The sequence below is a fragment of the Lysinibacillus sp. CTST325 genome, assembly GCF_054665055.1.
Genome location: NZ_BAAFHO010000011.1, coordinates 1 through 26149, shown reverse-complemented (window position 1 = coordinate 26149; position 26149 = coordinate 1). Strand labels below are relative to the sequence as shown.

Here is a 26149-nt window from a genome sequence, read left to right as displayed (position 1 = left end):
AAGGCGCAATTGATCTAATTTCTAATTCCTAAAATAGAGTCAGCTATATTTACAGCATGGTCTCCTATACGCTCTAAATTGCTAATGATATCCGTATAGACGATTCCCGCCGCTCCATTACATTCGTACGTATTTAAGCGTGCAATATGCTTTTGCCTTAACTTATCTTCCATATCATCTATCAAGCTTTCGAGCTCAGTTACTTCCTGCGCCAAGCTCAAACTAGCTGTATCCAGAGCCGCTATGCTCTTTCGTACAGCTTCAATCGCCAAGCTAAACATGCCTATTAAATCTTGTCGTGCTGACTTACTTAAACTTACTTCATGATGATCTTTATATTGTAAAAGCTCTAAAATATTTTCAAAATGATCGCCAATACGTTCAATGTCTCGTACATTTGTTAAAAGTGTATGGTGTCTTACTGAGTCTGCTCGAGAAAGTGGCTGCTTAGACACCATCACTAAATAATTTGTGATTTCCTTGTCTAAATGATTGAGCGCTACTTCTAATTGTAAAACTGTAGGAATATGAGCTGCTTCACCAGTTTTCATATATAAAAATGTCTCTTCTAAACCATGAAGTGCATGCTCCCCCATACGTAACACTTCCTCCTTCGCTTGCCCGAGTGCAATCGCCGGAGAGGAATCAATGAATGTTGGATCTAAATGCTTCGTTGTCACATCAATATTTCCATCATGCCCAGGAACTAGCTTCGTGACAAGTGCAGCCAACCCTCCGATAAATGGTAGCTGAATCATCATATTAATTATGTTAAATGAGCCATGCGCAATCGCTATTTGCATTTTCGCTTCTAAATGGAATAGCCCACTAATCCACTGAACATAATGCATAAAGGGTGTAAAGAACACCATGAAAATGATCGTTCCAATAATATTAAATAGCACATGTGCCGCCGCTGCACGTTTAGCATATATAGAAGCACCCAGTGAAGCTAATACTGCTGTAATGGTCGTTCCTATATTTTCACCAAACAAAATAGGTAAAGCACTATCTAAGCCAATCAAATGCTCAGCATATAAGCCCTGTAGCACACCAACTGTTGCTGTTGAGCTTTGGACAAGCAATGTAAAAACTGCCCCTAGAAAAATTCCTACAATGGGCAGATTCTTTAGTTGAAGGGTTAATGATGCTAGGTCAGCTAATTGATGGAGTGACTGCATGCTTGCACTCATTAACTCTAATCCTAAAAATAATCCCCCGAAGCCAAACAATATTTGCCCGATATACTGATACGTCGCTTTCTTAAAGAAAAATAACAACCCTGCACCTATCGCCAATAACGGATAAAAATATATGCCAATATTAATACCAATAATAAATGCGGTTATGGTCGTTCCAATATTTGCTCCCATAATGACACCGATTGCTTGACGTAATGTTAAAAAACCTGCACTCACTAGCCCAACCGTAATCACCGTCGTTGCGGAGCTCGACTGGATACAAATCGTCACAATTATGCCCACTAACACACCCATTAAAGGATTTGTTGTAAAACGATTCAACCATTCACGTAGTCGATCATCTGCTGATTTTTGAAGCCCATCCCCCATAAATTTAATGGAAAATAAAAAGACTCCTAAACCGCCTAAAAATTGAAACAGTATGCTTTGCCAATCTATTGTCAATTGTATTCGCTCCAATTCCTACATCTCTACTTCTCTATTCCTAATCTTTAAATGATAGTATAGAAAAAGTAAAGAAAACCTTTAACTTCTTTACACAATATTAACATTTCATTATCGTATTCTCAGTTATTATTTCTTATTTCATATCTTGTCAAAGTTGAACATGGTAGAATAGCGATTGGAGGAGATATGCTTATGAAACACTCACAACTATTTATCGATAGCTTAATTCATCCAAAAAAACTTGCTGCCTATCGTTTATTACCTATCGGAAAAGTCATTCAATATACCTTTCTTCTAATTACTGTTGTTACAGTTTTCTCTTTTGGTCGTTTTACGGCTGGAATGTCTGTTGATGCATTTGATATGAATAGTTTAAATGGTATTACTGAATACATAGAAGACGTTAAATGGGTATTGTATCCCGTGACATTCATTATGCTTTTTGTTTTTACTACGATGCTTATTTTTGCACAAATTGCTCTCTATGCCGTAGCAGGTCTACTGATTTTAAAAGTCATGAAGCGTCGCGGAGAATACCGTCACATTTGGCGTACTACGACATTTGCCATGACTTGGGCAATTCTAATAAGTATGCTAGCAGATTATTTACCAATTAACAGTACAATTATCTCTGTTTTTTCATTATTTTTAACTATGACTCTACTAATCGTAGCCATCACAAAATATCCAAAGCAACCAATCACAAAATAATGTGCATGAATCCCCTCTCTTCTAAATATAGTGTAGAAAAGGAGGGGATTTTTTGCGTGCTTTTGTGTTAACAGCTATCATTATTATTTTTGCTTTTGTTGTGAAAGTAGATTTAACAGAAGGTTCATTACACCTTGCTGCCATTTATCCGAAAGATACTGAAAACGCCCTTTGTGAGAAGCAGCGAGAGCCAAATTATATCACTGTACAGACTATTCAAGGCGATACTATTCACAGTTTATTTGCACTTCATCCTGCCAAAGTACCAATGACCTTCCCTGAACGCTTACAACTATTTTATGAATTAAATCCACACTTACAATTACAGGCTCTCGTTCCTGGTGAAAATATTAAGCTTCCTTTGTCATTTGAATTTGAAAACAAATGCGGAAAATGAAAAGTTAACGTTTCTTCCTTGTCCTTATTTTCTTACACTGCTAAAATAAATGTCAGTGACGGTCGAAAGTATGGCCCGAAAAGGAGAGAAAGTTAATGAGTGAAATTTGTCACCGTACAAATACACGTCCCGTGCGTGTCGGTAATTTAACAATTGGTGGTAGTAATGAATTATTCATTCAAAGTATGTGTACAACAAAAACACATGATGTTGAAGCAACCGTAGCAGAAATTCTTCGTCTTGAGGAAGCAGGCTGTCAAATCGTTCGCGTCGCAGTACCAGATGAACGTGCAGCTGATGCGATAGCAGAAATTAAAAAACGTATCAATATTCCATTAGTAGCTGATATTCACTTTGACTATAAATTAGCATTAAAAGCAATTGAAAATGGTATCGATAAAGTTCGTATTAACCCAGGTAATATCGGGCGTAAAGAAAAAGTAGAAGCTGTTGTTAATGCAGCTAAGGCTAAAGGTATTCCTATCCGTATTGGGGTAAACGCTGGTTCATTAGAACGTCATATTTTAGAAAAATATGGTTACCCTACTGCAGACGGTATGGTAGAATCTGCGCTTCACCATATTAAAATTTTGGAAGACTTGGACTTCCACGATATTATCGTATCCATGAAGGCATCAGACGTAAATCTAGCGATTGAGGCCTATGAGAAGGCGGCTAAAGCCTTTGATTATCCTCTACATTTAGGAATTACTGAATCAGGTACATTATTTGCGGGTACAGTAAAATCAGCGGCTGGCCTTGGCGCAATCCTATCAAAAGGTATTGGTAATACGTTACGTATTTCACTATCTGCAGACCCTGTCGAAGAAGTTAAAGTAGCACGTGAGCTATTAAAATCATTCGGTCTTGCCTCTAATATGGCAACACTTATTTCTTGCCCAACATGTGGTCGTATCGAAATTGATTTAATTTCAATTGCCAACGAAGTAGAAGAATATATTTCTAAACTTAATGTACCGTTAAAAGTAGCTGTTCTTGGTTGTGCGGTAAACGGTCCTGGTGAAGCACGTGAAGCCGATATCGGCATTGCTGGTGCTCGTGGTGAAGGTTTACTATTTATGAAGGGCAAAACAGTTCGTAAAGTGCCTGAAGAAACAATGGTAGAAGAGTTGAAAAAAGAAATCGATAAATTAGCAGCTGAAATGGCAGAAAAACGTGCTGCTGAAGAAGCAGAAAAAGCAAAAGCCTAAGGAGGTGCTAGTATGAAAAAGCCCCGCTTTGGTATTGATATCGATGGAACAGTGACATGTCCTAGTACTCTCATTCCACATATCAATAAACAATACAATATAAATATTACACTCGACGATGTGTGCGAATATGATTTTTTATCAGCATTTCCCCACCCTGTCGATCGTGTAGCTTTTAATACATGGTTTAAAGAAAATGAGCCATATATGTATGAAGTATCTGAAGCAGCTAAAGATGCGAAAGATATTTTAAATACGTGGAAAGAAAACTACGAACTTTATTATATCTCTGCTCGAGGTGAGAATGTATCAGATGTTACGGTAAATTGGTTTAAATCACAATCTATTCCGTATGATCATATCGAGCTCATCGGTAGTCATGATAAAATTTCCGTAGCAAAAAACCATGGTGTTGATGCTTTTTTTGAAGATAAGCATGATAATGCGGTTATGCTTGCGGAGGAATTAAAAATACCGGTTGTATTATTTGACACTCCGTATAATCGTCTTGCTGTTCCAGACAATGTCGTACGAGTTTATAACTGGCAAGAAGCCAACCATTTTATCACAAACTATTTTAAATAAACCATTGAAGTCGTGTTCATGTATTGAACACGACTCTTTTTCTTTTATACATCAAGTATCCCTCGTAACCATCGCTCCACAAAATTCTCAAAGGTAATGCCATAATTTTCATAAACAGCATGGTACACGAAATAAGTTCCTAATCGCTCAAGTAATTCATCATTAATCTTCATCACAAACCGCTCCCTTTCTTTTATCAATTTCGCCTTGGCGTAATTGCGTCCGGATTTTGAATTGTGCTCAGGCCTGCACGATGCAGGTCAGTTAGCCATTTTCGCAGGATGCGAAGGTTTTAGGCTAACATCCTTTTTTCATTCCTTTGAAAATCCGTGACATCCGCCGGAGGCTTTGGGCCAGCATGATGTTGGTCACTCAGTCGTTGCCACAGGACGTGGCGTTCTTAGACTGAGTTCCTCTATTTCAGCTGGTGCTTGGACATTCAAGGAAAAGAACCTATACCATCATTCATCTAACTACCCTCTGAGATAGGGTTTGTTGTACCTGACGCTTCGCTTTCGCTACAAAACATTTGCTGAACGAAGATTTTTTACTGAATTTTCAGATACTCAAACTTCCAATTTCTCGAGCATTCTAGAGGAGGTCGCATCGTTGCAAAACCGTCACAATCTGCCGCCTTCATGCCCTTTTTTCATAGTTTTCTTTTCGTTAATATAGTAGTATCAACTTGCAATACTGGAGGGACTACTTGTGAGATGGATGACAAAGGTAGCTTGTATAACATGTCTTTGCGCGTTGCTAACTGGCTGTGGTGATCGATTATCAGAAATTAAAGACGCGGTTTCCGGCATAAATTCAGCAGCAGAAACTGCAGCCAGTGCAGTTGGTCGTGATGTACATGCTGTACGAGCAATTGCCATTAACTATAAAGATACATCTTTTACGGTTAATGACCTGTTTAAAACTATTTTACGTGACGTACGCTGGGATTATGACGCTGAAAAAAGTGAGCTTCATGTGAGAGGCACTTGGAAAGCACCACTATTTTCTGAGCAACCGTGGGATGATACGATGAAAAAACAACTAGCAGAAACAGGTGTAGTAAAGGTTACGTGCACTATAAAAGACGATAAAATTGATAGCGCTCTCACAAATATAACACTTATTTTTAATAACGAAACAATTCTAGAAATGACTGGCGAAGATGCACTTCATCATCTATATGATACATATTTACAAAAAGAAACTTTGTAACTTTTAAACAAGGCTGTTTTCTCAAAGATTGTTACTGTTTAAAAAAAAGGCAGAATTAATCTACAAAACGTGTAGATTACATTCTGTCTTTTTGTTCTGATATTTCGTGAATCGAAAATTCAACTAAAGCTCCCTGTTTGTAATTGCCCAAAAATAATTTCTTAGTATATTCGATAAATTACAATTTTATTTTGTTATATTTTTTAATTAAAGTAACTAAAATTGCAAGAAAAAATACGATAAGACTATTTATTAGCAAACAATAGGCAAGATTAATATCTTTTACTTCCCCACCGAAAGCACCTGCGTTCATAAAAATGGCATCGCCTACTGACCAGGGATACCATATGCGAATTCAAAGCCTGTTAAAGAGTTTGTCTGTGCGAATTCTGAATAGCTGCGCAGGATTGTACGGTAATAGTGTTCTCTTCTCTACTAATGGCAGAGAGGTTCGTAAGGAATAATACACCCCTTCCTTTAAGATTAAGTTAGAACAGTTCCCTAAGACGGTTAATGGAATGTCTTCCGTATAGCAATAGTTCACAACGTTTACGATTGGGCTATATCTGTTTGGAAAAATGACTACATCGGCTGAAGAGGGCACTGAAAAACTTACGTTTTCATAAAAGCGAATCTTTTTTAGATAAAAATAAGGCACTTCTTGTTCAATTTTGAACAGGAACTGCCTTATTTCTGTCTCTATTCCTTATTCATTTTCGTTTAGTACTTCCGTTTTAAATTGACAACGAATATCGTTGTAGCACCTTGAATTTCCATGCCAAATAGACCCGCAGTCGATGCCGTATCGTACCCGTGTCCGTTTTTCAATTCACTATTCTCGCTTCTACTTTGTAGCGATTTGCGGCTAATTGCTTAAATGCTTCCGTATTTTAAAAGTCCTCTTGTTCGGCATGTATATCCGACTTTTAATAACAAGTACTTAAACATACGAATTGGAGGCTCGGCGCTTGTCCGCGGAAAGCGAGGGGAATGCTTCGGAAAACAACAGTAGAGTCACAGTGCCAAATGAAAAAAGCGGGGTATTCAACGATTTAATCATTGAATACCTCGCAATGTGAGAAGATATAGACTTTTTCAGTGCCCTCCGGCTGAACCGCCTGTTTTTGTTTAATTGTTAGTGTCATTGTCTATTTGCAGCTTCTTTTAGGCTGTTATTCTGCGATGCTAGGTGAGGATATGTATTTTTTCTAAATAATACTTCACAATAGCTAAATATTCTCTGGAGTAGTACTTAATACGAAATTCAGATGGTGTTGCAGCTGGTAAGCCGGTAACGTTAAGTCCTAAATCCTCAGCAATGGATTCGGCTCGATATAGATGGAATCGGTTTGTTACAACTACAACGGTGGAATCTTTGTCTATGTAATCCATCGAATACTGAAAGTTTTCAAGAGTGCGAGTAGAATTGGATTCGGTAATGATTCGTTGTTCATCAATACCTAATTGCATTAATGATTCTTTAATTACAGACGCTTCTGACACAATTTCGTCCTGCCCCTGGCCACCAGAAGCGATTGCAATTGTATTTGGATTTTCTTTTAAGTAGGCAGCTGCGGTCGCGATGCGCTCGAACAGCAGACTAGACGGTTGATTCCCCGATAAACGTGTACCTAAAATAATGAGGTAATCTGCATTTTCTTTCGCAGTATCTTTGCCTTGAGACACGATAAGTAAGTGTAGGCAAAGGAAAAAAACAAGTACTGCCGCGAGTAATATAGTAATAAGCTTGAATACCTTATTCATAATAACCTCCTTATACACTGTAACGATTGACATTATATAAATTATTGGTAGCAAATTTCAATATATGAGATTGTTTTTTTATGCTTTTCTAAAAGATCGTTGCTATTACTACCCTTTACATCTTTTCTTAAACAGTCTGTGGAATAAATATAAAACGACAGTTACATAAGCTCAGAATAAAAAATTGTATTGGTGATGTCCAAAATATTAATATAACATCTACGCCTAAAATAAGCTCGCCGGTGGCAGTTCTTTAGAGGGCGAAGAGAAGAATATAAAGGAAGGAAGAAATAATAACAGAACAAAAGAATCCTAAATATATAGATAGTAAGTATTTGTGGAATTCAATTTGAATTTTAATAGCAAAAAGAAAATTTAAATAGGCACAATGACAAAAAGAAGAATAAAAAGTTGCAAAAGAAACGAATCATAAAAAAACGCTTGAGCAAAGCAAACAATAACAACGTCTGCGATAGATACTATTGCGTAGTTTATATTATTCATTTCATCCTCCACAATTAAATTCATACAACACACTATTCTCTCCCTTTAATCTTAATCTGCTTTATAGTAAGACGAACGGAATGGTGTGATGTTTCAATTTTTCTTCACCTAACCCGTACTATTAAGTGATGTAAGGTTCTTCGGCAAAACGAGTGGTTGATTTCCGTTCCGGCTGGGCGCTTTCCCGGAGTCGCCCAGCCTCCACTCCAACCACTTTTACACAACATATATCTTCACGCATGTCACTTTAGTTATATTGAAAACGAAACTTCAGTAAGAAATTTTTCTGCGAAAGAGCAGCAACAGTAGATGTACAATCGCATCACTGTTATAAGTCTATTCGGTTCGGTTATAATGAGTAGTCATAGCGTTTACGTTTAAAATGCATAAAATTTATAAAAGTTCTATGCAATTGTTGATTGGAATGGAAGGCTACTAGAGTGTTCCTGTCGCTTCACTCTCGTCGCAGAGCAAAGTTTCCCGTAGTGAAAGCGAGACAGACGAGACCCTACACTAAGCGGTGGAAGTAGCTCGGTGCTCGCCCACAGGAAAGTGAGTTGCCTGAAACTGAAGGCAACCCTCGTTTTGCCGAAGAGTCGTACTTTATTTAACATGACAATTTCATTGACTTATTAGTTTTTCAAGGACATATAGCTTTTCTAACATTTAGTTGTAAGGAAAGCTTTTTTTCCTTTACAAATAAGCCCCTCCTTCGAAAGAAATCTTACAATTTCGAAATATTGGACTCTCCTAATTGAAACTGACAAAACTAACAAGTTATAATCAAAGTATCACGTGATGGTTTGGAGGTGTTTGCATTGGGACAGAGAGATTAAAAATTGGCGAGCTTGCGGAAAAAACAGGCATTACAAAAAGAACAATCGATTATTATACAAACATTGGCTTATTAGAAGCTGAACGTTCTGCATCCAATTATCGCTACTATGCTCCTACAATGATTGAACGACTTCATATTATTGAGCAACGCAAACAACAAGGTCTTTCACTCATAGAAATACAACATGAACTAAACACTTCGCATGAAGAAATCGATGTTCAAATGCTACGTGTAAAAATGCAAGACCTAGAGCAGGATGTAACTTCTCTACTTGAACAAATAAACAAACAAGACAATAAATATATTGAAAAGATTAAAAAAAATGTTTCTCCCGAAAGTATTGCGCTCATGCAATCTTTATTTTTACTTATTCATAATTAGGAGGTGACGTTCTGTTCATACAGAACGACTATTTGGAGACCATACTCAACTTATCGATTTTCATCATTTTATTAGCTTTAACTGGCTTTTTCGTGGCGACGGAGTTTGCTATTGTAAAAGTACGTTCCTCAAGACTTGACCAATTAATTGCGGAGGGCAATAAAAAAGCCATTTCTGCAAAGTATGTTGTCAATCATTTAGACGAGTACTTATCTGCCTGTCAACTAGGTATTACCGTAACAGCGCTTGGTATCGGGATGGTCGGTGAAAAAACATTTGAATTTATGCTACACCCTCTTTTTAACTTGATTGGCCTTTCAGATAAATATATGACGATTTTTACAATTGGTAGTGCTTTTGCCATCGCAACATTTTTACATGTTGTTGTCGGGGAGTTGGCACCAAAAACCGCTGCGATTCAAAAGGCCGAAACGATTACACTCCATTTTGCCAAACCAATTATGGTGTTCTATAAAGTGATGTATCCATTTATCTGGTTCTTGAATGGCTCCGCTCGAGTATTAATTGGCCTATTTGGTATGAAGCCTGCTTCAGAGCATGAGTTATCACATACAGAGGAAGAATTACGATTACTGCTATCTGAAAGCTTTGAAAGTGGTGAAATCAATAAATCAGAGCTAAAGTATGTGAATAATGTCTTTGAATTTGATGAACGTATTGCTCGTGAAATTATGGTTCCCCGAACAGAGATTGTTGGAATTGAAAAAAATGAATCTTTTACAAATATGATTCATTTTATCGCCGCTGAAAAATATACTCGTTATCCTGTTTATGATGGTGATCGTGATAATATTTTAGGCTTTATCAACGTTAAGGAATTGTTTACACACGGTTTGCTTGAGCAACTTACAGACGATTCATTAGTCCTTGAAGATTTCATTAATCCTGTTATTCGAGTAATTGAAACGATTCCTATTCAAGCATTACTTGTGCGTATGCAAAAAGAGCGAATTCATATGGCCATTTTAATGGATGAATACGGCGGGACATCGGGGCTTGTAACAGTTGAGGATATTTTAGAAGAAATAGTAGGTGAGATTCGCGATGAGTTCGATGATGATGAAGTTGCAGAAATCCGAAAAGTAAGTGACAATCACTATATTTTAAACGCAAAAATTCTCATTGAAGATGTTGAAAAACTATTAAATGTAACACTTGAAGCAGAAGAAGTCGAAACATTGGGCGGTTGGTTTTTAACAGTAAATAATGGTATTAAAGCAACTAAAAATATTGAGTTGGCCCCATATATTTTTAGTATTTATGAACAGCATGGCCATCGTATTCATTACATCGAGGTCCGTCCTCTCCGCAATATTTTGCCTACTGTATTAGAAGCATAATCTGACTGATACGGTTTTCTTAATAGTTTATAACAGTTTTAACTCAATTAGCATCATTCAAATGGGACCATTCTAATTTTCCAAATACTTTTGTCTTATTCCATTATTAGGCATATCCGTGTATAATAAATATATGGATATGATTCTATTTTCAGGGGGCAATACAGATGAAATTGTTTAAACTATATCATTCGGACGGTATTCACATCATTACCGACGTCAAAAAACACAAAACTAACATTGAGTTAAAAACAATAACAGGTGAAGTTTTATATATTATCGTAGTAACCGATGAAAACTACACAGTATACGATGATCGTTTTGCTGGTGCTTCAAAGCAATTAAATTCTGTGGAGGCATTTGATATTGACGGAAGCTTCCGTAGCCTAGATTTTGATACTATGCGTTCACTCTTCAAAGAGGCATTTACGAAGCTATTACAAGAGATTGCAGAATGTGTTAATGATAATGATGAACTAGTAGATATTGATACACTACGTCATAAAGTAAGCGCTCAAATTAAAGGTATCCATTTCCGCGTTATTTCTGACACAAAAAAATACGAGATTTAACTATCTAACAGACTGTCCAATCAATAGATTGCGGGATAGTCTGTTTTTTTACGTCCCAATATCCAATACTTTAGCCGTTATTTAACCACAGTTACCCGCGAAACCGGAAACATCTCATACCACTTTCATGTATAATGGTATTTAATTATCTGAAAGAAAGGGTGTTTTGGATGAATCGTGAACAATTAATCACACTTATTTCGGAAAAACTGAAATTAATCCGTACCGAAAAAGATTTAACTCAGGATCAGATGAGTGATTTACTAGGACTCTCTAAAAAAACACTTGTTCAAATTGAAAAAGGTCGTATTAAAACTGGATGGACTACAACGGTGGCAGTTTGTGCATTATGCCGAGAAAGCTCCATTTTACAGCATGAGCTTGGCGGGGATCCACTTGAGGTTGTCGACTTAATCGCTAATAACGGAACATTATATCCTAAGGAAAAGACAATGGGTGGATACATATGGTGGAAAAATCTTAGTGAGTACAATGGTTATCGTCTACAGCAAAACGTCATTAGTCAGCATTTTCGAATTTTAGATACAAACAACTATCGACTACTATCAACATTCGACGAGTCAATAGCCAAGCAAGCGTGGGAAGATTTTCAAGAATAATCAATTATGCCTCGACATAATTGTACCTACGCGCGCTGTGCTAACGTAGCGGCAGCTACAAGGTATTGTCTGTGTGAAAGCGTAGCGGCAATCCCACTCCTATAGGCGGTGAGAGGAATGCGGTTATCAGTCACTTTTCTGTGGGTATCTAAATATCCGCTGAACATTTGCTGAAAGAAGTTAAGGTACTGCACACTTGCACATAACGTAGAAGTAAATACTTCTACGTTATACACAAGTAGAAAGAACCTTTATAAAAGCTGCACGATACTGCCAGTGATGGCACTCATTTGTATTTTTGGTCCCCTATTTTTGTTGTATCACTTTCTTTCATATTTCCTCTCACCTCTCCTTGCTCTTTTCTTATACACCACGAGTCTTTAATTTCATTTATCTCACCCCTATAAATGAAAATCGGAAAATGCCATTCACTGTGAGCAAATTCACTCTTCCTCTATTTCAACACTATAGACGAATGAATACAGAAATGAAATCACTTCGTCATATGATAAAGTGTAACTAGAAACCGGTAGTGTGGAGTAATAACATTACAACCAAACTTTTGGTTAAAAGTAACATTAGTCGAAATTTGTAAAACTATTCTCTATACTTAATAATAACTTCTCTAATACTGGAAAGGATGCTCTTTTATGGATCGAATACTAGCAATTAGTGATATACATGGGGAATTAGAACTTTTTGAAGAATTATTATTAAAAGCAAATTATGATACCGTGCAAGATCAGTTATTTTTACTTGGTGATTATATCGATCGTGGGCCTGCATCTTGTGGCGTTTTAAACTTGGTCGGAGAATTGCAGGCAAAAGGTGCACGTGTTCTATTAGGAAATCATGAAGCCATTATGCTAAAAGCCTGTCGCTCTGGCCATCCTAAACCGTGGAATCATTGGGTGGAACTTTGTGGTGGCGAGGCAACACTTGCAAGCTACGGTTATCAGTTAGACGATTTTAAGGAAGTCATTGAAAATGAGACATTACCTAGCTTTATTCAGTCTTTACCAAAGCTCGAAGAACATTTACAGCTTATCGAAACCTTTGATACTTACATCGAATTAGAGGATGCCATTTTTGTACATGGCGGTGTTGTTCCTGGCGTAGCTTTGGCAGAAACAGATCCCTTGCAATTTTTATGGATTCGTGAAGAATTTCATGTAGGTTATCAAGGCGAGAAAACTGTAATCTTTGGCCATACTCCTACCTATAGACTTCACCAAAATCCAACAGATTACAGTGTCTATTTTGGCGAAAATAATATCATTGGTATAGATGGTGGAGCTGTTTTTGGAGGTCAGTTACACGCATTAGAATGGCCAAGTCATCAAATAATATCGGTGGAAAAGGAAAAGCCAACAAGTGTAGAGTAACCTGTTGGCTTTTCGTGCTGAATGAAAAGTTTTAATACAATTTAAAAATAACACCTACTAAAGAGTACACAATAACCGTTGTAAATAAAATTGTCATATGGATAAGTGAGAAAACAAACATTTTTGTCGCCCACTTTATTTGATCTTTATTACTATGATAACCGTAAATACTCATTACAAGCCATGCAATGCTTAACAATAGAGCAACAAGCATAATACCCACACTTAAAGTGCCAAATAAAAAGCTTGATAATATTAATAAGATTAAATAAAAGTTCGTTTGATAATAAGTACGACGCATTCCTTTCACAACTGGAAGCATTGGAACGCTGGCTGCTTCGTAATCAGCATGCTTACGAATGGCAATGGCATAGAAATGAGGCATCTGCCAAATAACCATAACTAAAAATAGGCCAAGTATCGCAGGGTGTGTAATATCAGTAGAAACTGCAGCCCAACCAATGTACGCTGGAATCGCCCCTCCTATACTCCCAACTTCCGTGTTATAAATCGTATGTCGTTTTGTCCACATCGTATAGGGTACTACATATAAAAACACCCCTAAAAGACCAAATGCTGCAGCTAATGGTGAAGCAAGTGCCAACACAGATGCCCCGATAATGAGCATGGCAAAAGCTAAAATTAACGCTGATTTAGCTGACATTTCACCTGTAACAGTTGGTCGACTTTGCGTACGAGGCATTACAGCATCAATGTCGCGATCATACACATTATTAAATGCACCAGCAGCACCAATAACAAGTGCAGAGCCAATCGTCGCGAAAATAATTTCAGGTATATTCTCTACAAAAGTCATTTTATTTTTGTACATACCTAGCGTTAAACCAGCCCACATAGGAATTAAATTGGATTTAATGATTCCTGTTTTTACTGTCTGCGCTAAAATAGAAGAGCGTGAGGACTTCTCCAATGACTTCTTGGAAGAATGTAGTTTTTGCTCCGTTTTTAGATTTTGTTCCATTCATCTTAATTCCTTTTCTCTCTTAATTTCTACACGCTTTACCATTAGAAAGCGACAAATTTTGCATGCAATCAATTATGCCTCGGCATAATTGCGTCCGGAATCGGCTTTGTGCTTAGGCCTGCAGGATGCAGGTCAGTTAGCCGTTATCGCATGGATGCGATGATTTTAGGCTAACATCCTTTAAGAACTCCTTTCCGATTCCGTGACATCCGCCGGAGGCATTGGGCCAACGTGATGTTGGTCACTCAGTCGTTGCCACAGGACGTGACGTTCTTAGACTGAGTTCCTCTATATCAGCGGATGTTGGCACATTCTTTGCCAAGTAGCTTACACCCGCATTCATCACCATCTATAGGGATGGTTGACTTCTGTAGCTGACGCGTTGCTTTCGCTACAAAAAAATTCGCTAAAAAAAATGAGACATATCAAATTATTATTCTACCTCTTTTAGATAGAGTCTGTCCCAATGTTCACATAAAGTACATGATTTTCTTACTCTTTATATTCTACCTAATGAAAATAGAGATACACGTTCATTCACAACATCTTCTATGATACCACCGACTGACGTGAATTTGAACCTAATTGGCTTGATTCTTTGCATATTACTATTCAAGTAAAACAATCTACTCTATACTAAGGTGTATGTTTTAACTATATGAAGGAGTGTCTACCACGTGAAATACGGATTTATCGGCCTTGGAAATATGACAACGGCCATTATTAAAGGAATGTGTAAAAGCGGAGATTTTGATCCTACTTTTATTTATGGCTATAATCGTACCAAAGCAAAAACAACAACATTAACAACCTCTTACGGTATTCAAGCCGCAAGCTCTATTGAAGATATTATGTCGAATTGTGACGTCATTATCCTCGGTGTCAAACCCCAAATGTTACCAGATGTTTTACCAGAGGTGAAAAAGCATTTACAAGACAACCATGTCATTGTTTCCATAGCCGCAGGTAAAAATATTTCATATTTTCAAGGTTATCTATCTGAAGTTACCCCTATTATTCGTGTAATGCCAAACATTAATGCGCTTATCGGTGCATCCACAAGCTGCTTTACAGCGAATGAACCAGTATCAGATATGCAGCTACAGTATGTCGTTTCACTGTTTGAAACAGTTGGCACAATAATCGAGGTACCTGAACACCTATTTTCCATATTTACAACAATTGGTGGAGCTTCACCAGCATTCACCTATATGTATATTGACGCTTTAGCACGTGCTGCTGTTCGTGAAGGAATGCCAAAAAGCATGGCTCTTGATATTGCAGCAAATGCAGTACTCGGCAGTGCAAAAATGATTATACAATCTCAGGAACATCCTTGGGCACTTGTAGATCAGGTATGTTCACCGGGAGGGACAACTATTCAAGGTGTATCCTCATTACAAAGCAATCATTTTGAAACAACAATTCACGATGCAGTTGCTGCAGTGACTAACAAAGATCGAAGCTTATCAAAATAGAGCTTGATTGATCTACTAAAGAATAGAAATAAAACCGAGACATCGTTCATGTCTCGGTTTTTATGTTGAAAACAAAATAGTCAAGGGAGTTTTGTGAATGCTTCGCGTTTTAAATAAAGGTGATTTCCTTATCAGATTTCGGATTTATTTGAGCGTTTCTTTATCGAAGAGGAGGAGATGGCTTATCTGATCACTTCTTCTCCAAAACGGATCAGTTTTCCGCTCTATCCGATCACTTCTTCTCCAAAGCGGAGCAGTTTTCTGTTCTACCCGATCACTTTTTTCCGTTCTATCCGATCACTTATCAGCAACAAAGCGCCCAGCCGGAACGGAAATCAACCCCTCGCTTTGGCTGAGAACCACACTTCATTTTTTACAATGATTTCCAAAAAAAAAAAAAAAAACATGAAAGCCGAGACACCCTACACGTCTCGGCTTTTCATTTTATTGAATATTATTTTGTAATTCCTGTGCTAAAAATGCAGTTAAGTCACGTAGATTTTCTGGTGTAACTCCGTGACCGTCTGGATACTGTTTAAATGTCACAGTAGCTCCAAATTGCTCAAATATTTCTTTACTTTCAGCGCCCCATTGCGATGGGATGACATAATCATAATCACCATGTGAAATAAATGCATGTAAGTGATTGATTGGGCGAATTGCATATTCCTCTGTCACGAATTTTGGCGTGTAGCCACTTAATGCTACTATTCCTGTAATTAAATTACCCATTGCAAAAGCAAGTGACTGTGCCAATACTGCTCCTTGACTAAATCCAAGCATATAGACTTTATGTGGATCAATTTGATATTCATCAATTGCCTCTAACACAAATCGTTGTAGAGCCACTAATACTTTATCGAAAATTTCACGGTCTGGTTTACCGATATCTTGGATTGTGAAAAAAGCATAGCCAGGCTTTTGCGTAATAGGTCCACGTAAACTAAAGATATGACATTGCTCTTTAAAGCCCTGCACTAATTGTGGTAAATCATCTTCATTGCTTCCCATTCCATGCAATAAAAAAATCGCTGGATATTTTCTATTTGGATCCATATTCGTTGGCTGTGTATGTTTAAATGTAAATGGTGTATTCATAAAAAATTCCTTTCAGGTGAGGTGAATTTAGTGTCACCTTATTATACTGCAAAAAATATCTAGACAAAAACAGGATTGCTTCGTTATCATAAATAGTTTTTGGGGCATACGATAAGACACTTGGAACACAATGTTTTTAGTTTTTATGTACGAAAGCGTAATCATAGAACGTATGCTTTTAGCCTTTGTTCTTCTATCGGCTCGCTCAAGGTACTGCGATCGACTTATATACATGGCGTAAAACAAATATTATCTCAACTTTTGAGAATGAGCCAAACTATATTAATTTTGTCTTATTAATAAGACCATCAGTATGATAAGCAATATAGCCGTTAATTATGCGAATCGTTTCTTGTGGATCTGCGTTAAATAGCACTTTTGATTGCTCTGGAGTTGAGACAAGTACCGTTAATAAATCTACGCGCATTGAATGTCCAGCAGAGCTATAAGCATAATCGTAAACAATATCTTCCTCTGTCACATTGTCTGTCACATACTGCTTATGAAACAATTCTTTAGCGGAATCCATTTGTTCGGCGACCTGCTGACGAATACGCATTTGATGCATCAATAGCTCTTCCTCAAGTACAGTGGCCTTTACCCACTCTTTCTTTTCAAGCATCTTCAAAAATTCTTTTTCCCAAACTTGCTCATTTTCAGTAAAATACAGCATATTTATCATTAACATATCCCAAAAATCAATTTGAGACTGTGCTGATTTGCGTTGCATCTCTATTACTTCTTTAAAGTGCTCCTCAACCTTCGTAATATTCATATTGCGCACTAAATGATTACATACATTTTCAATAAATTTATTTGCCGCTTCTTGTGCCATGAAAAAACCCGTCCTTTATATCTACAAATCATTTCCTCACTATCATACCATGATTGTAGAATAGAAAGAAACGGTTGACGTTTAGGTCTACAATGTAGGCATTCATAGTTTTACATAGCAAACAAAAACATCCTTGTTATAAGATGAAACAAGGATGTTGCATGAACACTTTATACTTCCGATATAGTAATTGAATCTAAAATAGACTTTGCATCATTGTGAAGCGTTTGATAGTTCTCCTGTAAAATATGCGGAGGTACAGGTTTGCTGAATAAGAAGCCCTGTACAGTATCACATTTGCTTTCTATTAGATATGATAGCTGTTCTATCTCTTCTATTCCCTCTGCAACTACCTTTAACTGTAGATGCTTTGCCATAGAGAGAATCATGTCAACTAATGCCTTATCTGTAGAGTTCGATTGTATTTTCTGAACGAAAGACCGATCGATTTTTAAACAATCTATAGGAAAATCCTTCAAATAAGATAATGACGAATAGCCCGTTCCAAAATCATCTACCGCGATCGTAATCCCAAGCGCCTTCAATTTGTGTAAAATCGTCGTCATATGATCAATATTGATGGTCATACTTTCTGTTATCTCTAGCTGTAAATATTTTGGCTCTAATTGCGTTTTCTCAAGAACATCATGAATTATTTCAACTAAATTTTGCTGAAAAAGTTGACCTAATGACAGATTGACTGCCACTTTAATTGGTGGCAATCCAGCTGCTTCCCAACTCTTTACTTGTTTACAGGCTGTTTCTAGTACCCATTGTCCTATAGGTATAATTAATCCCGATTCCTCAGCAATTGGAATGAAGAGTCCCGGCGAAATCCACCCCTTTTTTGGATGCTGCCATCTAACTAAAGCCTCTACTGACTTAATTTGACCCGTGTGTAAATCTAGTTGTGGTTGATATTCTAAAAAAAGCTCTTGATTCGCTAATGCATCATGTAAATCAGTTTCTAATAAAAGTCGTTCAGTCGTTTCATTAGATATTGAAGACTCATAGAACCTAATGCGTGTTGGCGTTTTCTGTGCTTCATGCATGGCATAAAATGCAAATCTAATAAGTTCCTCTTCCCTATAAGAGTCAGTTGGAAATAAAGCAATACCAATATTTAATTGACTATTGAGAGAAAAATGTTGTACTTGAAATGATTCTTCCATGACAAGTTGGAGCTTTTGACTTAGCTGCGTCAATTGATGGGTATCATGCACCTCATCAATATAAACGACAAAATAATCTTCTCTTTGTGAGTATAATAAGTACTTTTCTGGTAAAACATTTTTCAATCTTTGCGCGATTAGACTTATCATTTGGTCTGCATATGTACTACCTAAAGACGCTTTAATAGCAGCAATTCTTTCTATACCGATAGCAATAATTGCCTTTTGGGATTTAGATATGTATAAATCTTTTTTTAATGATTCCATTAAAAAACGTTCATTTGGTAAATTCGTAATCTCATTATGGTAAGCCATATGATGCATCTTTTCACGAGATTTTTCTAAATGCTCTTGTGTATCAACTAACTGCTGGAAAGGTTTTTCGATAGATGAAAAATAAATAGCTCTAAATAAAAGATAAGATGCACCTAACTCAAACATATGTCCTATGAAGTTTTTAATATCAGAAACATCTTGATACATGGTATAAAGAAAATCACTCATTATTAAATATATCGAACTACATAATAATAAAAATATAATTTTAGGTGCTTTTTTAAACTTTTGAAGTAATAAAGCCATAATCACCAAATGGAAAGCTATAGCTATATATTGCAAAGTATTTTTTAAAACAGTGGGACCTTCACTTTCTATCAAAAGTGGTGGCAATATAGGCGTTGGGGCATAGATAACGACAAAACAACCAGTGATGATTACAAACGGCAAGCTATAAATAAACCAACGATAAATCGATTTTATTTCCTTTTCCTTTATAAAAAAAATAATGAGAAAACCAATCGATAATAGTAATCGACAAAACATGTAAAACCATGTTGATGCATACGGCGTACTTTCAGTAATGAAAAATGGCATTCCTTTATAGGAAAGTGCGTGAGCCATTTCTAATAAGCTAATCGTTAAAAATAATGACCCAGCATAGAGGACTTTATTCGATAAAATATAAGGCGTAATTAACCATGTCTGAATCGAAATAGACATTGTCACTACAGTAATAAGCATTTCCATCATTAAATGAAGCGTTACATAATTGTTCTCTCCAAATATCCAATAAAATTTATCACTACCCAAACCAATTACGATTAATAACATCAGTGATAATAGGATGAATTGAATGCCCTGCTTCACAAATGAAAAATCTTCATTAAATTTCCACATCATAACACCCCTTCTTAATCTCTAAACAAGCTCCTTCCATATATTGTTTTATTGACGCATTTAGTATAATTATACTATAAAATTATCGATAAGTACCAACTTTTCAACCAAATAAAAATAAAAGTTTAGGACTAAATATTAAAATAAAGTAAAACTTTAATCAGTAGGAGAGGTTCTTCATCCTACACTGATTATTAATCTTCACTTATCAGGCTTTTCCGGGATAAAAAGTATCACTACAAAAAACATGTGCTGAATGAAAATAAAAAAGATGCCTCAGCTTTCGAGACATCTTCTATCTGCTATGAAAATACATAGCTATCCATATTATCTATTGTATTTTGGATAGCATCTTTTAAGGAACGCTGATGTTCGCCACAATCAGCTATTGCCTCTTCTAATGTAATCGCAGCATTTGCCATAAACGGTGCCATCTGCAAATCCTTCGCTAATTGAATAAGAACAAGTGCTTTATTCCATTTCCAACGTGCATTTTTTGGATCTAAGTTAATAGCTTGCTCTAAGTAGCCAAGTGCATCGAATGGCATCCACCCAAAGCGATGCATCGTTTGACCTGTGATGCCCCAATATAACGCCTTGTTAGGGTTTTCTTTTACTGCTTGTCTAAAACAATGGACACTCTCATTGTAATGATGCGCAAACAAAAACAGTTCACCTTGTGTAAAATATGATTGTGCTTTTTCATTTGAGGTACCTGTTGTTGCTACATCCTCAAGTTCTTTAATACGCTTTGAAAACTCTGTTTCATCTTTTATCGCGCGAATTTCGACTACGGTATCCGATTCAGGATAACTTTCATCCGCTCGTTCTGCATGTTGAGTTTCAGCACCCAGTGTAGGCTTTGTAAAGCTAGCAAAACCGTACCCTTCTAATAATTTAATATATTTATCAGCTAACGCTATCTCATTTTCATTTATAACTTGCTTAGCCGCCTCATAGCACTTCATTAGCTCACCATTATAAAAATAATCATCCATTGTCATTCAATATTCCTCCAATGTACAACTCTTCAGTATATTTAGTATACACTACACAAATCAATTATGCCTCGGCATAATTGCGTCCGGAGGCTTAACTAGAAGTTAAAAAAAGACTGTTCAAAAATAACTTTTGATCCAGTCTCCGCTTTACTTATTTTTTTAATACTTCTTTCTTTAAAAATGTACGTAAATCTTCTTCTGATAAGGCACCTTCAAAACGATTTACCTCTTTACCACCCTCAAAGCGAATAAAAGTTGGTGTCGCCGTAATATGATATTTATTCCATAAATCTTCGTATTCCCAAACATTTAATTGAGCAATATCAACACCAAGCTTCTTAGCAATAGGCATTAGCACTGGTGTAAAAGCTTTACAGTGCACACATGTCGGACTGAAGAAATAAGCATTTACATCTTCACCAGCTTTTATTTTTTTTTCAAGTTCGTCTGGTAACATAATATTTTGGTAATTTTTATCATCCAATTGATCAATTGTTTCTTGTTTTAGATCTTTGTCGCCATAAAGTTTCTCTGCGCCTGCTAATTTGCTATTGTTCGAGACATTTGTTAGCACAATAATTACTGCAAATAACAAAACAATTACTGAGCCAATAATTAGTAATTTTTTCACTAGAATATGTTCCTCCTTTTTTACACCAAAAAATCCTAGTTTTAGTGTATTCGCGATTGATTATAAAGTGTTTTTAAAACCTAGTAAACTAATAAGTCTTCGAAAATAAGTTTTTCCATAATTCAAACATAATCTGGCCCAAATTTGGGAACATACATATATAATGCTCAATACGAATATGGAGTGGTTAATATGAAACACACTATCCGAAATATTTTTCAAATTTATAAAAGTGATATCCATAATATCTTAACAAACTGGGTAGTTGCTGTCATTATTGGTGGACTCATTTTTTTACCTTCTCTTTATGCGTGGCTCAATATTTATGCATCTATGGATCCCTATGCACATACAGCCAACATGAAAATTGCTATTGTCAATGAAGACACAGGAGCGAATGTTAGAGGAGAAGATATTAATGTCGGTAACGAGGTAGTAGACAATTTAAGTACCAATCAAAACTTTACTTGGGAATTTACTTCTCATGAACAAGCCATTGATAATTTAAAAAACGGTAACTATTTTGCGGTTATTGTTGTCCCTAGTGATTTTTCTCAAAAGCTGACCTCCATACTATCAAATGTGCCTACTAAAGCGCATATCGATTATTATGTAAACGAAAAAATAAATCCAATCGCACCCAAAATTACAAGTAAAGGTGCAAGCGGACTGACGCAACAAGTTTCTAGTGAGTTTATTTCAACTGTCAGCGGAACACTTTTTTCTATTTTTAATACGGTCGGTGTGGAGATGGAAAAGGAAATTCCAGATTTTAAGAAATTCGAAAATTACATTTTTACAATCGAACATAACCTTCCTGATATCGGAACGTTTTTAGCAAAAACTGCTAAAGGCGGAAAAGAAGCTGAGACATTACTGAACCACACGATTACCCAAGTTCCTGAGGTTGAAAAATTAACAAATGATGGTCTAACAACTATCAACTCAGGCTTAAAATTGATTAATGAAGCTGATACATTGTTCAACCAGTTGTCCCCTATCATCAAAAAAGATCTAGAAACTGTACAAAATATTGCCCAACGATTTACAGATATAATAGGGAAAATACAAAATGCTAATGTGGATTCAGCTACCATTGCACAAATAAAGGATACGATTAAAAATCAACTGGATACATCCCGTGATAAAGTAAACTCTAGCATCCAAACACTTGAAGCACTTCAAAAATTAACACAAGCTGATGCTTCGACACGTAAACAGCTTGACAACAAAGTGCAAAACATCCTAACGGCGCTACAGCAAAGCAATTCTGAAGATGTTAAGTCGTTGCTAGCTAATAATAAAATTATTGAACAACTTGAAGCTATACGCGGGAATTTACAAGCAAACCCTAGTTTAACCGATTATTCCTTAAGCTCTCTAACAGCACTAAATCAGCTAAATACTTTATTAACGGACGCCTCTACTAAAGTACAGCAGTTAAATAATATTGATGTCGAAACGCTAAAAAAAGATCTTGCCGATGTTCAAAATGTTGCGCAAAACGCTTCAAACAATCTTCATCAATTCCTTACTCATTATAACGATAACCTAGAGCCACAAATTCATACGACCTTGGCTTCTGCGAGAAATACGTTAACAAATGCATCAACCATGCTAACAAAAGTAAAAAGTGTACTGCCTCAAGCAACAGATCGTTTAACAAATGCTAAAGATATGTTAGCAACAGCTAATAAGACAATTGGTACAGTACAATCAGATTTTCCTGCTTTAAGTACAAAAATTAAAGATCTTGCAGACAAGCTAAGAAAATTAGAAAGCGAAGCTGATATTTCTGAAATCGTTCAATTATTGAAAAACGATGTTAACGCTGAGCGAGATTTCTTTGAGGAGCCTATTAAGCTTGAGGAACATAGAATGTTTCCAATTGCTAATTATGGAACAGCTATGACACCTTTTTACACTGTGCTTTCCATTTGGGTTGGTTGTTTATTATTAATTTCTCTTTTATCTGTAGATATTCACGACAATAATCAATATAGTATTCGCCAAATATACTTTGGACGTTTATTAACATTTGCAACTTTTTCATTTATTCAAACGCTCATTATTACAATAGGAGATATTGTTATTTTAGATGGGTCCATTAGTGCTCCTTACTTCTTTATTCCATTTGGGCTATTTATTAGTTTAGTGTTCATTACAGTTGTCTATACGCTAGTATCCGTATTCGGAAATGTTGGAAAAGCGTTAGCCATTGTCATGTTAGTGTTGCAAATTGCAGGTTCCGGTGGCACATATCCTGTAGAATTACTACCAAAGTTTTTCCAAATGATAAATCCATTTCTTCCGTTCACTTATGCGATTGGAATGATGCGAGAGGCAGTTGGTGGTATTATTTGGTCGAAGGTCTGGATTGATCTTGCCTTTTTATCTTTCTTCTGGCTCATTTTCATTCTATTTGGTTTCTTCATGAAAAAATTACTGAGTGAGAAAATGGAACTTTTAATGAACAAAACACGCGGATTAGATATATTTCATTAATTTTTGCTAGCGCTTCTTGTAAATGTTTAAGTGAACGATGTTATAATGGAAATATTGTAAACATGTAGGAGGCGCTTTTGTTGAAAAAACTACTATCTATTTTTACTTTGTCGTTATTAGTGTTAAGTGCTTGTGGTGAAGATAAACAGGTTGTTGAAAAAAATCAGAATGCAGCGCAAAAAGAAGCTTCACATGAAGAACATGAACATGCTTCCGGAGATATTCAGGAGGAAACTGCATCTGCTGATATATTACCATCGTTTTTAGATAATAAATCAGAAGATATTCGCTTAGTGTATCAAATTGCTGGTCAGTCTACAGAAATTTTAGAATGGATGCCATGCTATTGTGGATGTGGCGAATCAGCCGGACATAAAAGCAATTTAAACTGCTTTATTGAGGAAAAACGTAAGGATGGCACTATTGTTTGGGATGATCACGGTACTCGTTGTCTCGTTTGCCTAGAAATTGCTGTCCAATCTGCAAAAATGCATAAAGATGGTATGAGCCTGAAAGAAATTCGTCAAACAATTGATAACACCTATAAAGAAGGCTACGCAAAACCAACACCGACTGATATGCCTGCTTAATAACAAAAAAACTCATCTTGATGTTAAAGATAAAAAACAAGCTGTTTTAGCTGCCTTAAAGGAGCTAACCCTCCTCGATGATCTTGTAAACAATCCTGTTTCAAAAGCCGAAATATGCCGCAAAGCAGGGGTGAGCAAGACGTTCTTATACTTCTTATCAGGAAGAACCTATAAAGCCGGTTGACGAAGCAATTAAGAAGCAAAATCAGAAGTTAAAGGTTATCACTAAAAAACAGACGGTTAGTGAAAGTTCAAAAGATAAGCTTATTGAATCATTAAAACGAAGATTAACTAATTAGAAACAGAAAACCAAAAACTAAAAAAAGATAAGGCCATCTTACTTGGAAAACTAGCAAATGATCCATTTGGAAACGATCAAATCAATATATCGGACGGTGAAGGTCCGTTTTAATTGAAATTTAATAAAAGTGCGTTTTCGTTTAGATTGCTGCTTTTACTGTCTTGAGATAGAAAAAAGCGATGATCCCACAAAAAAATGTGAGATCATCGCTTTTTTGATTTGAGTATTTGAATCGAATATTCAACAAATGCTACCCGTTAGCCATCCATGAAGCGCAAAATTCAGCTCTTCACCACAGAAAATGAAAGATGATTAAGTTCTTCCATGGGAGTTGAATATAGTCGTGAATTATGTTGTTCTGTTGTTATATCTTTTTATTATAGTTACTAAAATTGCAATAATGAAAACGATGATACTATTGAATAATAAATATTGTGCTAGTTGCATTCCGTAAAATACTGCAAAAGCATCACGAATAATAAATAATGCTAATGCACCACCGATTGCCCCAAACAAAACTGCTGATAACAATATTGTAAAAGCAGCAGCATATAAATTTTTCTTTTTTTTGTAGAATATAAAGCCAATGATATTTGCAATAACGATAAAAACGCCCATAAGTGGTAATAAAAAATTAGCCATTTAAATCCCTCCCATCATAAACATATTTTACCACTAAAACTAAAACTTTATTGAATTGTTCTGCTCCGTTAGTTCAATAAAGAAAACATACTAAGATTAGTAGTGCAGACCAAGGCATTGGTTCGTACTACTATTTTTTTATATAGTAGAGGTGAAGAATAGGTCGGGCAGCTCTTTGGATCTTGAATCCGTAAAAAAAACTGACCTACTTCACAACCTTATTTGAATCAGGTTTAAGTATGTTGGATCCTTTGAGATCGTGTATAAGAAATGGGAATCAATAAGGCTAATGTGAAGACTTCAAAACACATAGGGAGGGAGAACATGAAACATGTTATCGCCTTTGATATTAGTATGGGAAAGAGTTATATGGTTGTCTATAACGCGCTGAAAAAATGTCAGTTGGAAAAGGAAATTGCGCACAATCGTCCGGGATTTATGGACCTTAAAAAGTTAATTGATGACTTAATTGAAGGATATGATGAGCAACCTCATATCGTATTTGAATCTACAGGAGTCTATTCAAGAACACTGGAACGTTTCAT

General features: G+C 36.2%; 25 protein-coding genes and 1 pseudogene. 15 read left to right on the top strand and 11 right to left on the bottom strand.

The annotated features are described in order from the left end of the window. Nucleotides 1-14 precede the first annotated feature (14 nt). Entirely contained in the window at nucleotides 15-1646 is a 1632-nt protein-coding gene (locus tag ACYQ73_RS20290; RefSeq protein ID WP_460014124.1) for a Na/Pi cotransporter family protein, read from the bottom strand. A 195-nt stretch (nucleotides 1647-1841) separates the two neighbouring features. Between ACYQ73_RS20290 and ACYQ73_RS20285 the strand changes: the two genes are divergently transcribed. The 4 genes from ACYQ73_RS20285 (at nucleotide 1842) to ACYQ73_RS20270 (ending at nucleotide 4553) form a co-directional block, all read left to right on the top strand. Next, on the top strand, nucleotides 1842-2360 hold the full coding sequence (locus tag ACYQ73_RS20285) for a DUF1189 family protein (protein WP_460014123.1): 519 nt from the start codon (nucleotides 1842-1844) through the stop codon (nucleotides 2358-2360). 52 nt (nucleotides 2361-2412) lie between these two features. Further along, complete coding sequence (locus ACYQ73_RS20280; protein WP_460014122.1) at nucleotides 2413-2757, top strand: hypothetical protein; 345 nt, start codon at nucleotides 2413-2415, stop codon at nucleotides 2755-2757. Between the two features lie 95 nt (nucleotides 2758-2852). Further along, entirely contained in the window at nucleotides 2853-3968 is a 1116-nt protein-coding gene (gene ispG / locus ACYQ73_RS20275; RefSeq protein ID WP_460014121.1) for a flavodoxin-dependent (E)-4-hydroxy-3-methylbut-2-enyl-diphosphate synthase, read from the top strand. A 12-nt stretch (nucleotides 3969-3980) separates the two neighbouring features. Then, a complete protein-coding gene (locus ACYQ73_RS20270; protein ID WP_460014120.1) occupies nucleotides 3981-4553 on the top strand; it encodes a 5' nucleotidase, NT5C type in 573 nt (190 codons plus the stop codon). A gap of 44 nt (nucleotides 4554-4597) precedes the next feature. On the opposite strand, the gene ACYQ73_RS20265 is transcribed toward ACYQ73_RS20270, so the two are convergent. Continuing rightward, nucleotides 4598-4726: a hypothetical protein gene (locus ACYQ73_RS20265; protein WP_256469430.1), complete on the bottom strand. Its 129-nt coding sequence runs from the start codon at nucleotides 4724-4726 to the stop codon at nucleotides 4598-4600. A 175-nt stretch (nucleotides 4727-4901) separates the two neighbouring features. Between ACYQ73_RS20265 and ACYQ73_RS20260 the strand changes: the two genes are divergently transcribed. Beyond that, on the top strand, nucleotides 4902-5042 hold the full coding sequence (locus ACYQ73_RS20260; RefSeq protein ID WP_460014119.1) for a hypothetical protein: 141 nt from the start codon (nucleotides 4902-4904) through the stop codon (nucleotides 5040-5042). A 228-nt stretch (nucleotides 5043-5270) separates the two neighbouring features. Next, nucleotides 5271-5765: a hypothetical protein gene (locus tag ACYQ73_RS20255; protein WP_460014262.1), complete on the top strand. Its 495-nt coding sequence runs from the start codon at nucleotides 5271-5273 to the stop codon at nucleotides 5763-5765. A 720-nt stretch (nucleotides 5766-6485) separates the two neighbouring features. Here the strand turns inward: ACYQ73_RS20255 and ACYQ73_RS20250 are convergent. Both ACYQ73_RS20250 and ACYQ73_RS20245 read right to left on the bottom strand, forming a co-directional pair. After that, nucleotides 6486-6691 (bottom strand): annotated as a pseudogene (locus ACYQ73_RS20250) (transposase); the annotation flags it as partial. Nucleotides 6692-6950: 259 nt separating this feature from the next. Further along, nucleotides 6951-7529 carry a YdcF family protein gene (locus ACYQ73_RS20245; protein WP_460014118.1) on the bottom strand — a complete coding sequence of 193 codons (579 nt, stop codon included), beginning with the start codon at nucleotides 7527-7529 and terminating at the stop codon, nucleotides 6951-6953. Nucleotides 7530-8850: 1321 nt separating this feature from the next. On the opposite strand from ACYQ73_RS20245, the gene ACYQ73_RS20240 reads away from it, so the two are divergent. The 5 genes from ACYQ73_RS20240 to ACYQ73_RS20220 all read left to right on the top strand — a co-directional run bounded on the left by ACYQ73_RS20240 (nucleotide 8851) and on the right by ACYQ73_RS20220 (nucleotide 13190). After that, complete coding sequence (locus tag ACYQ73_RS20240; RefSeq protein WP_460014261.1) at nucleotides 8851-9252, top strand: MerR family transcriptional regulator; 402 nt, start codon at nucleotides 8851-8853, stop codon at nucleotides 9250-9252. A gap of 32 nt (nucleotides 9253-9284) precedes the next feature. Next, nucleotides 9285-10613: a hemolysin family protein gene (locus ACYQ73_RS20235; protein WP_460014117.1), complete on the top strand. Its 1329-nt coding sequence runs from the start codon at nucleotides 9285-9287 to the stop codon at nucleotides 10611-10613. A gap of 167 nt (nucleotides 10614-10780) precedes the next feature. Then, the gene (locus ACYQ73_RS20230; RefSeq protein WP_460014116.1) at nucleotides 10781-11185 is read left to right on the top strand and encodes a hypothetical protein; all 405 of its coding nucleotides are present in this window, start codon (nucleotides 10781-10783) and stop codon (nucleotides 11183-11185) included. Between the two features lie 170 nt (nucleotides 11186-11355). Further along, nucleotides 11356-11805: a helix-turn-helix transcriptional regulator gene (locus tag ACYQ73_RS20225; protein WP_460014115.1), complete on the top strand. Its 450-nt coding sequence runs from the start codon at nucleotides 11356-11358 to the stop codon at nucleotides 11803-11805. Nucleotides 11806-12455: 650 nt separating this feature from the next. Then, entirely contained in the window at nucleotides 12456-13190 is a 735-nt protein-coding gene (locus tag ACYQ73_RS20220; RefSeq protein WP_460014114.1) for a metallophosphoesterase, read from the top strand. Between the two features lie 31 nt (nucleotides 13191-13221). Here the strand turns inward: ACYQ73_RS20220 and cyoE are convergent, their stop codons facing one another. Then, nucleotides 13222-14172: a heme o synthase gene (gene cyoE / locus ACYQ73_RS20215; RefSeq protein ID WP_460014113.1), complete on the bottom strand. Its 951-nt coding sequence runs from the start codon at nucleotides 14170-14172 to the stop codon at nucleotides 13222-13224. 680 nt (nucleotides 14173-14852) lie between these two features. Here cyoE and proC point away from each other — a divergent pair. Then, nucleotides 14853-15653: a pyrroline-5-carboxylate reductase gene (gene proC, locus ACYQ73_RS20210; RefSeq protein ID WP_460014112.1), complete on the top strand. Its 801-nt coding sequence runs from the start codon at nucleotides 14853-14855 to the stop codon at nucleotides 15651-15653. 444 nt (nucleotides 15654-16097) lie between these two features. Here proC and ACYQ73_RS20205 read toward each other — a convergent pair whose 3' ends face one another. From ACYQ73_RS20205 to ACYQ73_RS20185, 5 genes are all read right to left on the bottom strand, one after another. Continuing rightward, nucleotides 16098-16751 carry an alpha/beta hydrolase gene (locus ACYQ73_RS20205; protein ID WP_460014111.1) on the bottom strand — a complete coding sequence of 218 codons (654 nt, stop codon included), beginning with the start codon at nucleotides 16749-16751 and terminating at the stop codon, nucleotides 16098-16100. Nucleotides 16752-17028: 277 nt separating this feature from the next. After that, the gene (locus ACYQ73_RS20200) at nucleotides 17029-17586 is read right to left on the bottom strand and encodes a hypothetical protein (protein WP_460014110.1); all 558 of its coding nucleotides are present in this window, start codon (nucleotides 17584-17586) and stop codon (nucleotides 17029-17031) included. A 170-nt stretch (nucleotides 17587-17756) separates the two neighbouring features. Continuing rightward, nucleotides 17757-19937 (bottom strand): bifunctional diguanylate cyclase/phosphodiesterase, encoded by a 2181-nt coding sequence (locus tag ACYQ73_RS20195; protein ID WP_460014109.1) that lies wholly within the window; start codon nucleotides 19935-19937, stop codon nucleotides 17757-17759. Nucleotides 19938-20236: 299 nt separating this feature from the next. Continuing rightward, nucleotides 20237-20938 carry a tetratricopeptide repeat protein gene (locus tag ACYQ73_RS20190; RefSeq protein ID WP_460014108.1) on the bottom strand — a complete coding sequence of 234 codons (702 nt, stop codon included), beginning with the start codon at nucleotides 20936-20938 and terminating at the stop codon, nucleotides 20237-20239. Between the two features lie 148 nt (nucleotides 20939-21086). After that, a complete protein-coding gene (locus tag ACYQ73_RS20185; RefSeq protein WP_460014107.1) occupies nucleotides 21087-21566 on the bottom strand; it encodes a thioredoxin family protein in 480 nt (159 codons plus the stop codon). A gap of 192 nt (nucleotides 21567-21758) precedes the next feature. Between ACYQ73_RS20185 and ACYQ73_RS20180 the strand changes: the two genes are divergently transcribed. Together ACYQ73_RS20180 and ACYQ73_RS20175 are read left to right on the top strand one after the other, a co-directional pair. Further along, nucleotides 21759-24071 (top strand): YhgE/Pip domain-containing protein, encoded by a 2313-nt coding sequence (locus ACYQ73_RS20180; RefSeq protein ID WP_460014106.1) that lies wholly within the window; start codon nucleotides 21759-21761, stop codon nucleotides 24069-24071. An 80-nt stretch (nucleotides 24072-24151) separates the two neighbouring features. Further along, nucleotides 24152-24661, top strand: a complete 510-nt coding sequence (locus ACYQ73_RS20175) for a PCYCGC motif-containing (lipo)protein (RefSeq protein WP_460014105.1) — start codon at nucleotides 24152-24154, stop codon at nucleotides 24659-24661. A 649-nt stretch (nucleotides 24662-25310) separates the two neighbouring features. On the opposite strand, the gene ACYQ73_RS20170 is transcribed toward ACYQ73_RS20175, so the two are convergent. After that, nucleotides 25311-25604 (bottom strand): 3-isopropylmalate dehydrogenase, encoded by a 294-nt coding sequence (locus tag ACYQ73_RS20170; protein WP_460014104.1) that lies wholly within the window; start codon nucleotides 25602-25604, stop codon nucleotides 25311-25313. Between the two features lie 324 nt (nucleotides 25605-25928). Here ACYQ73_RS20170 and ACYQ73_RS20165 point away from each other — a divergent pair. Next, nucleotides 25929-26149: IS110 family transposase (locus ACYQ73_RS20165; protein ID WP_460014103.1), on the top strand; the 221-nt coding region annotated here is incomplete at its 3' end.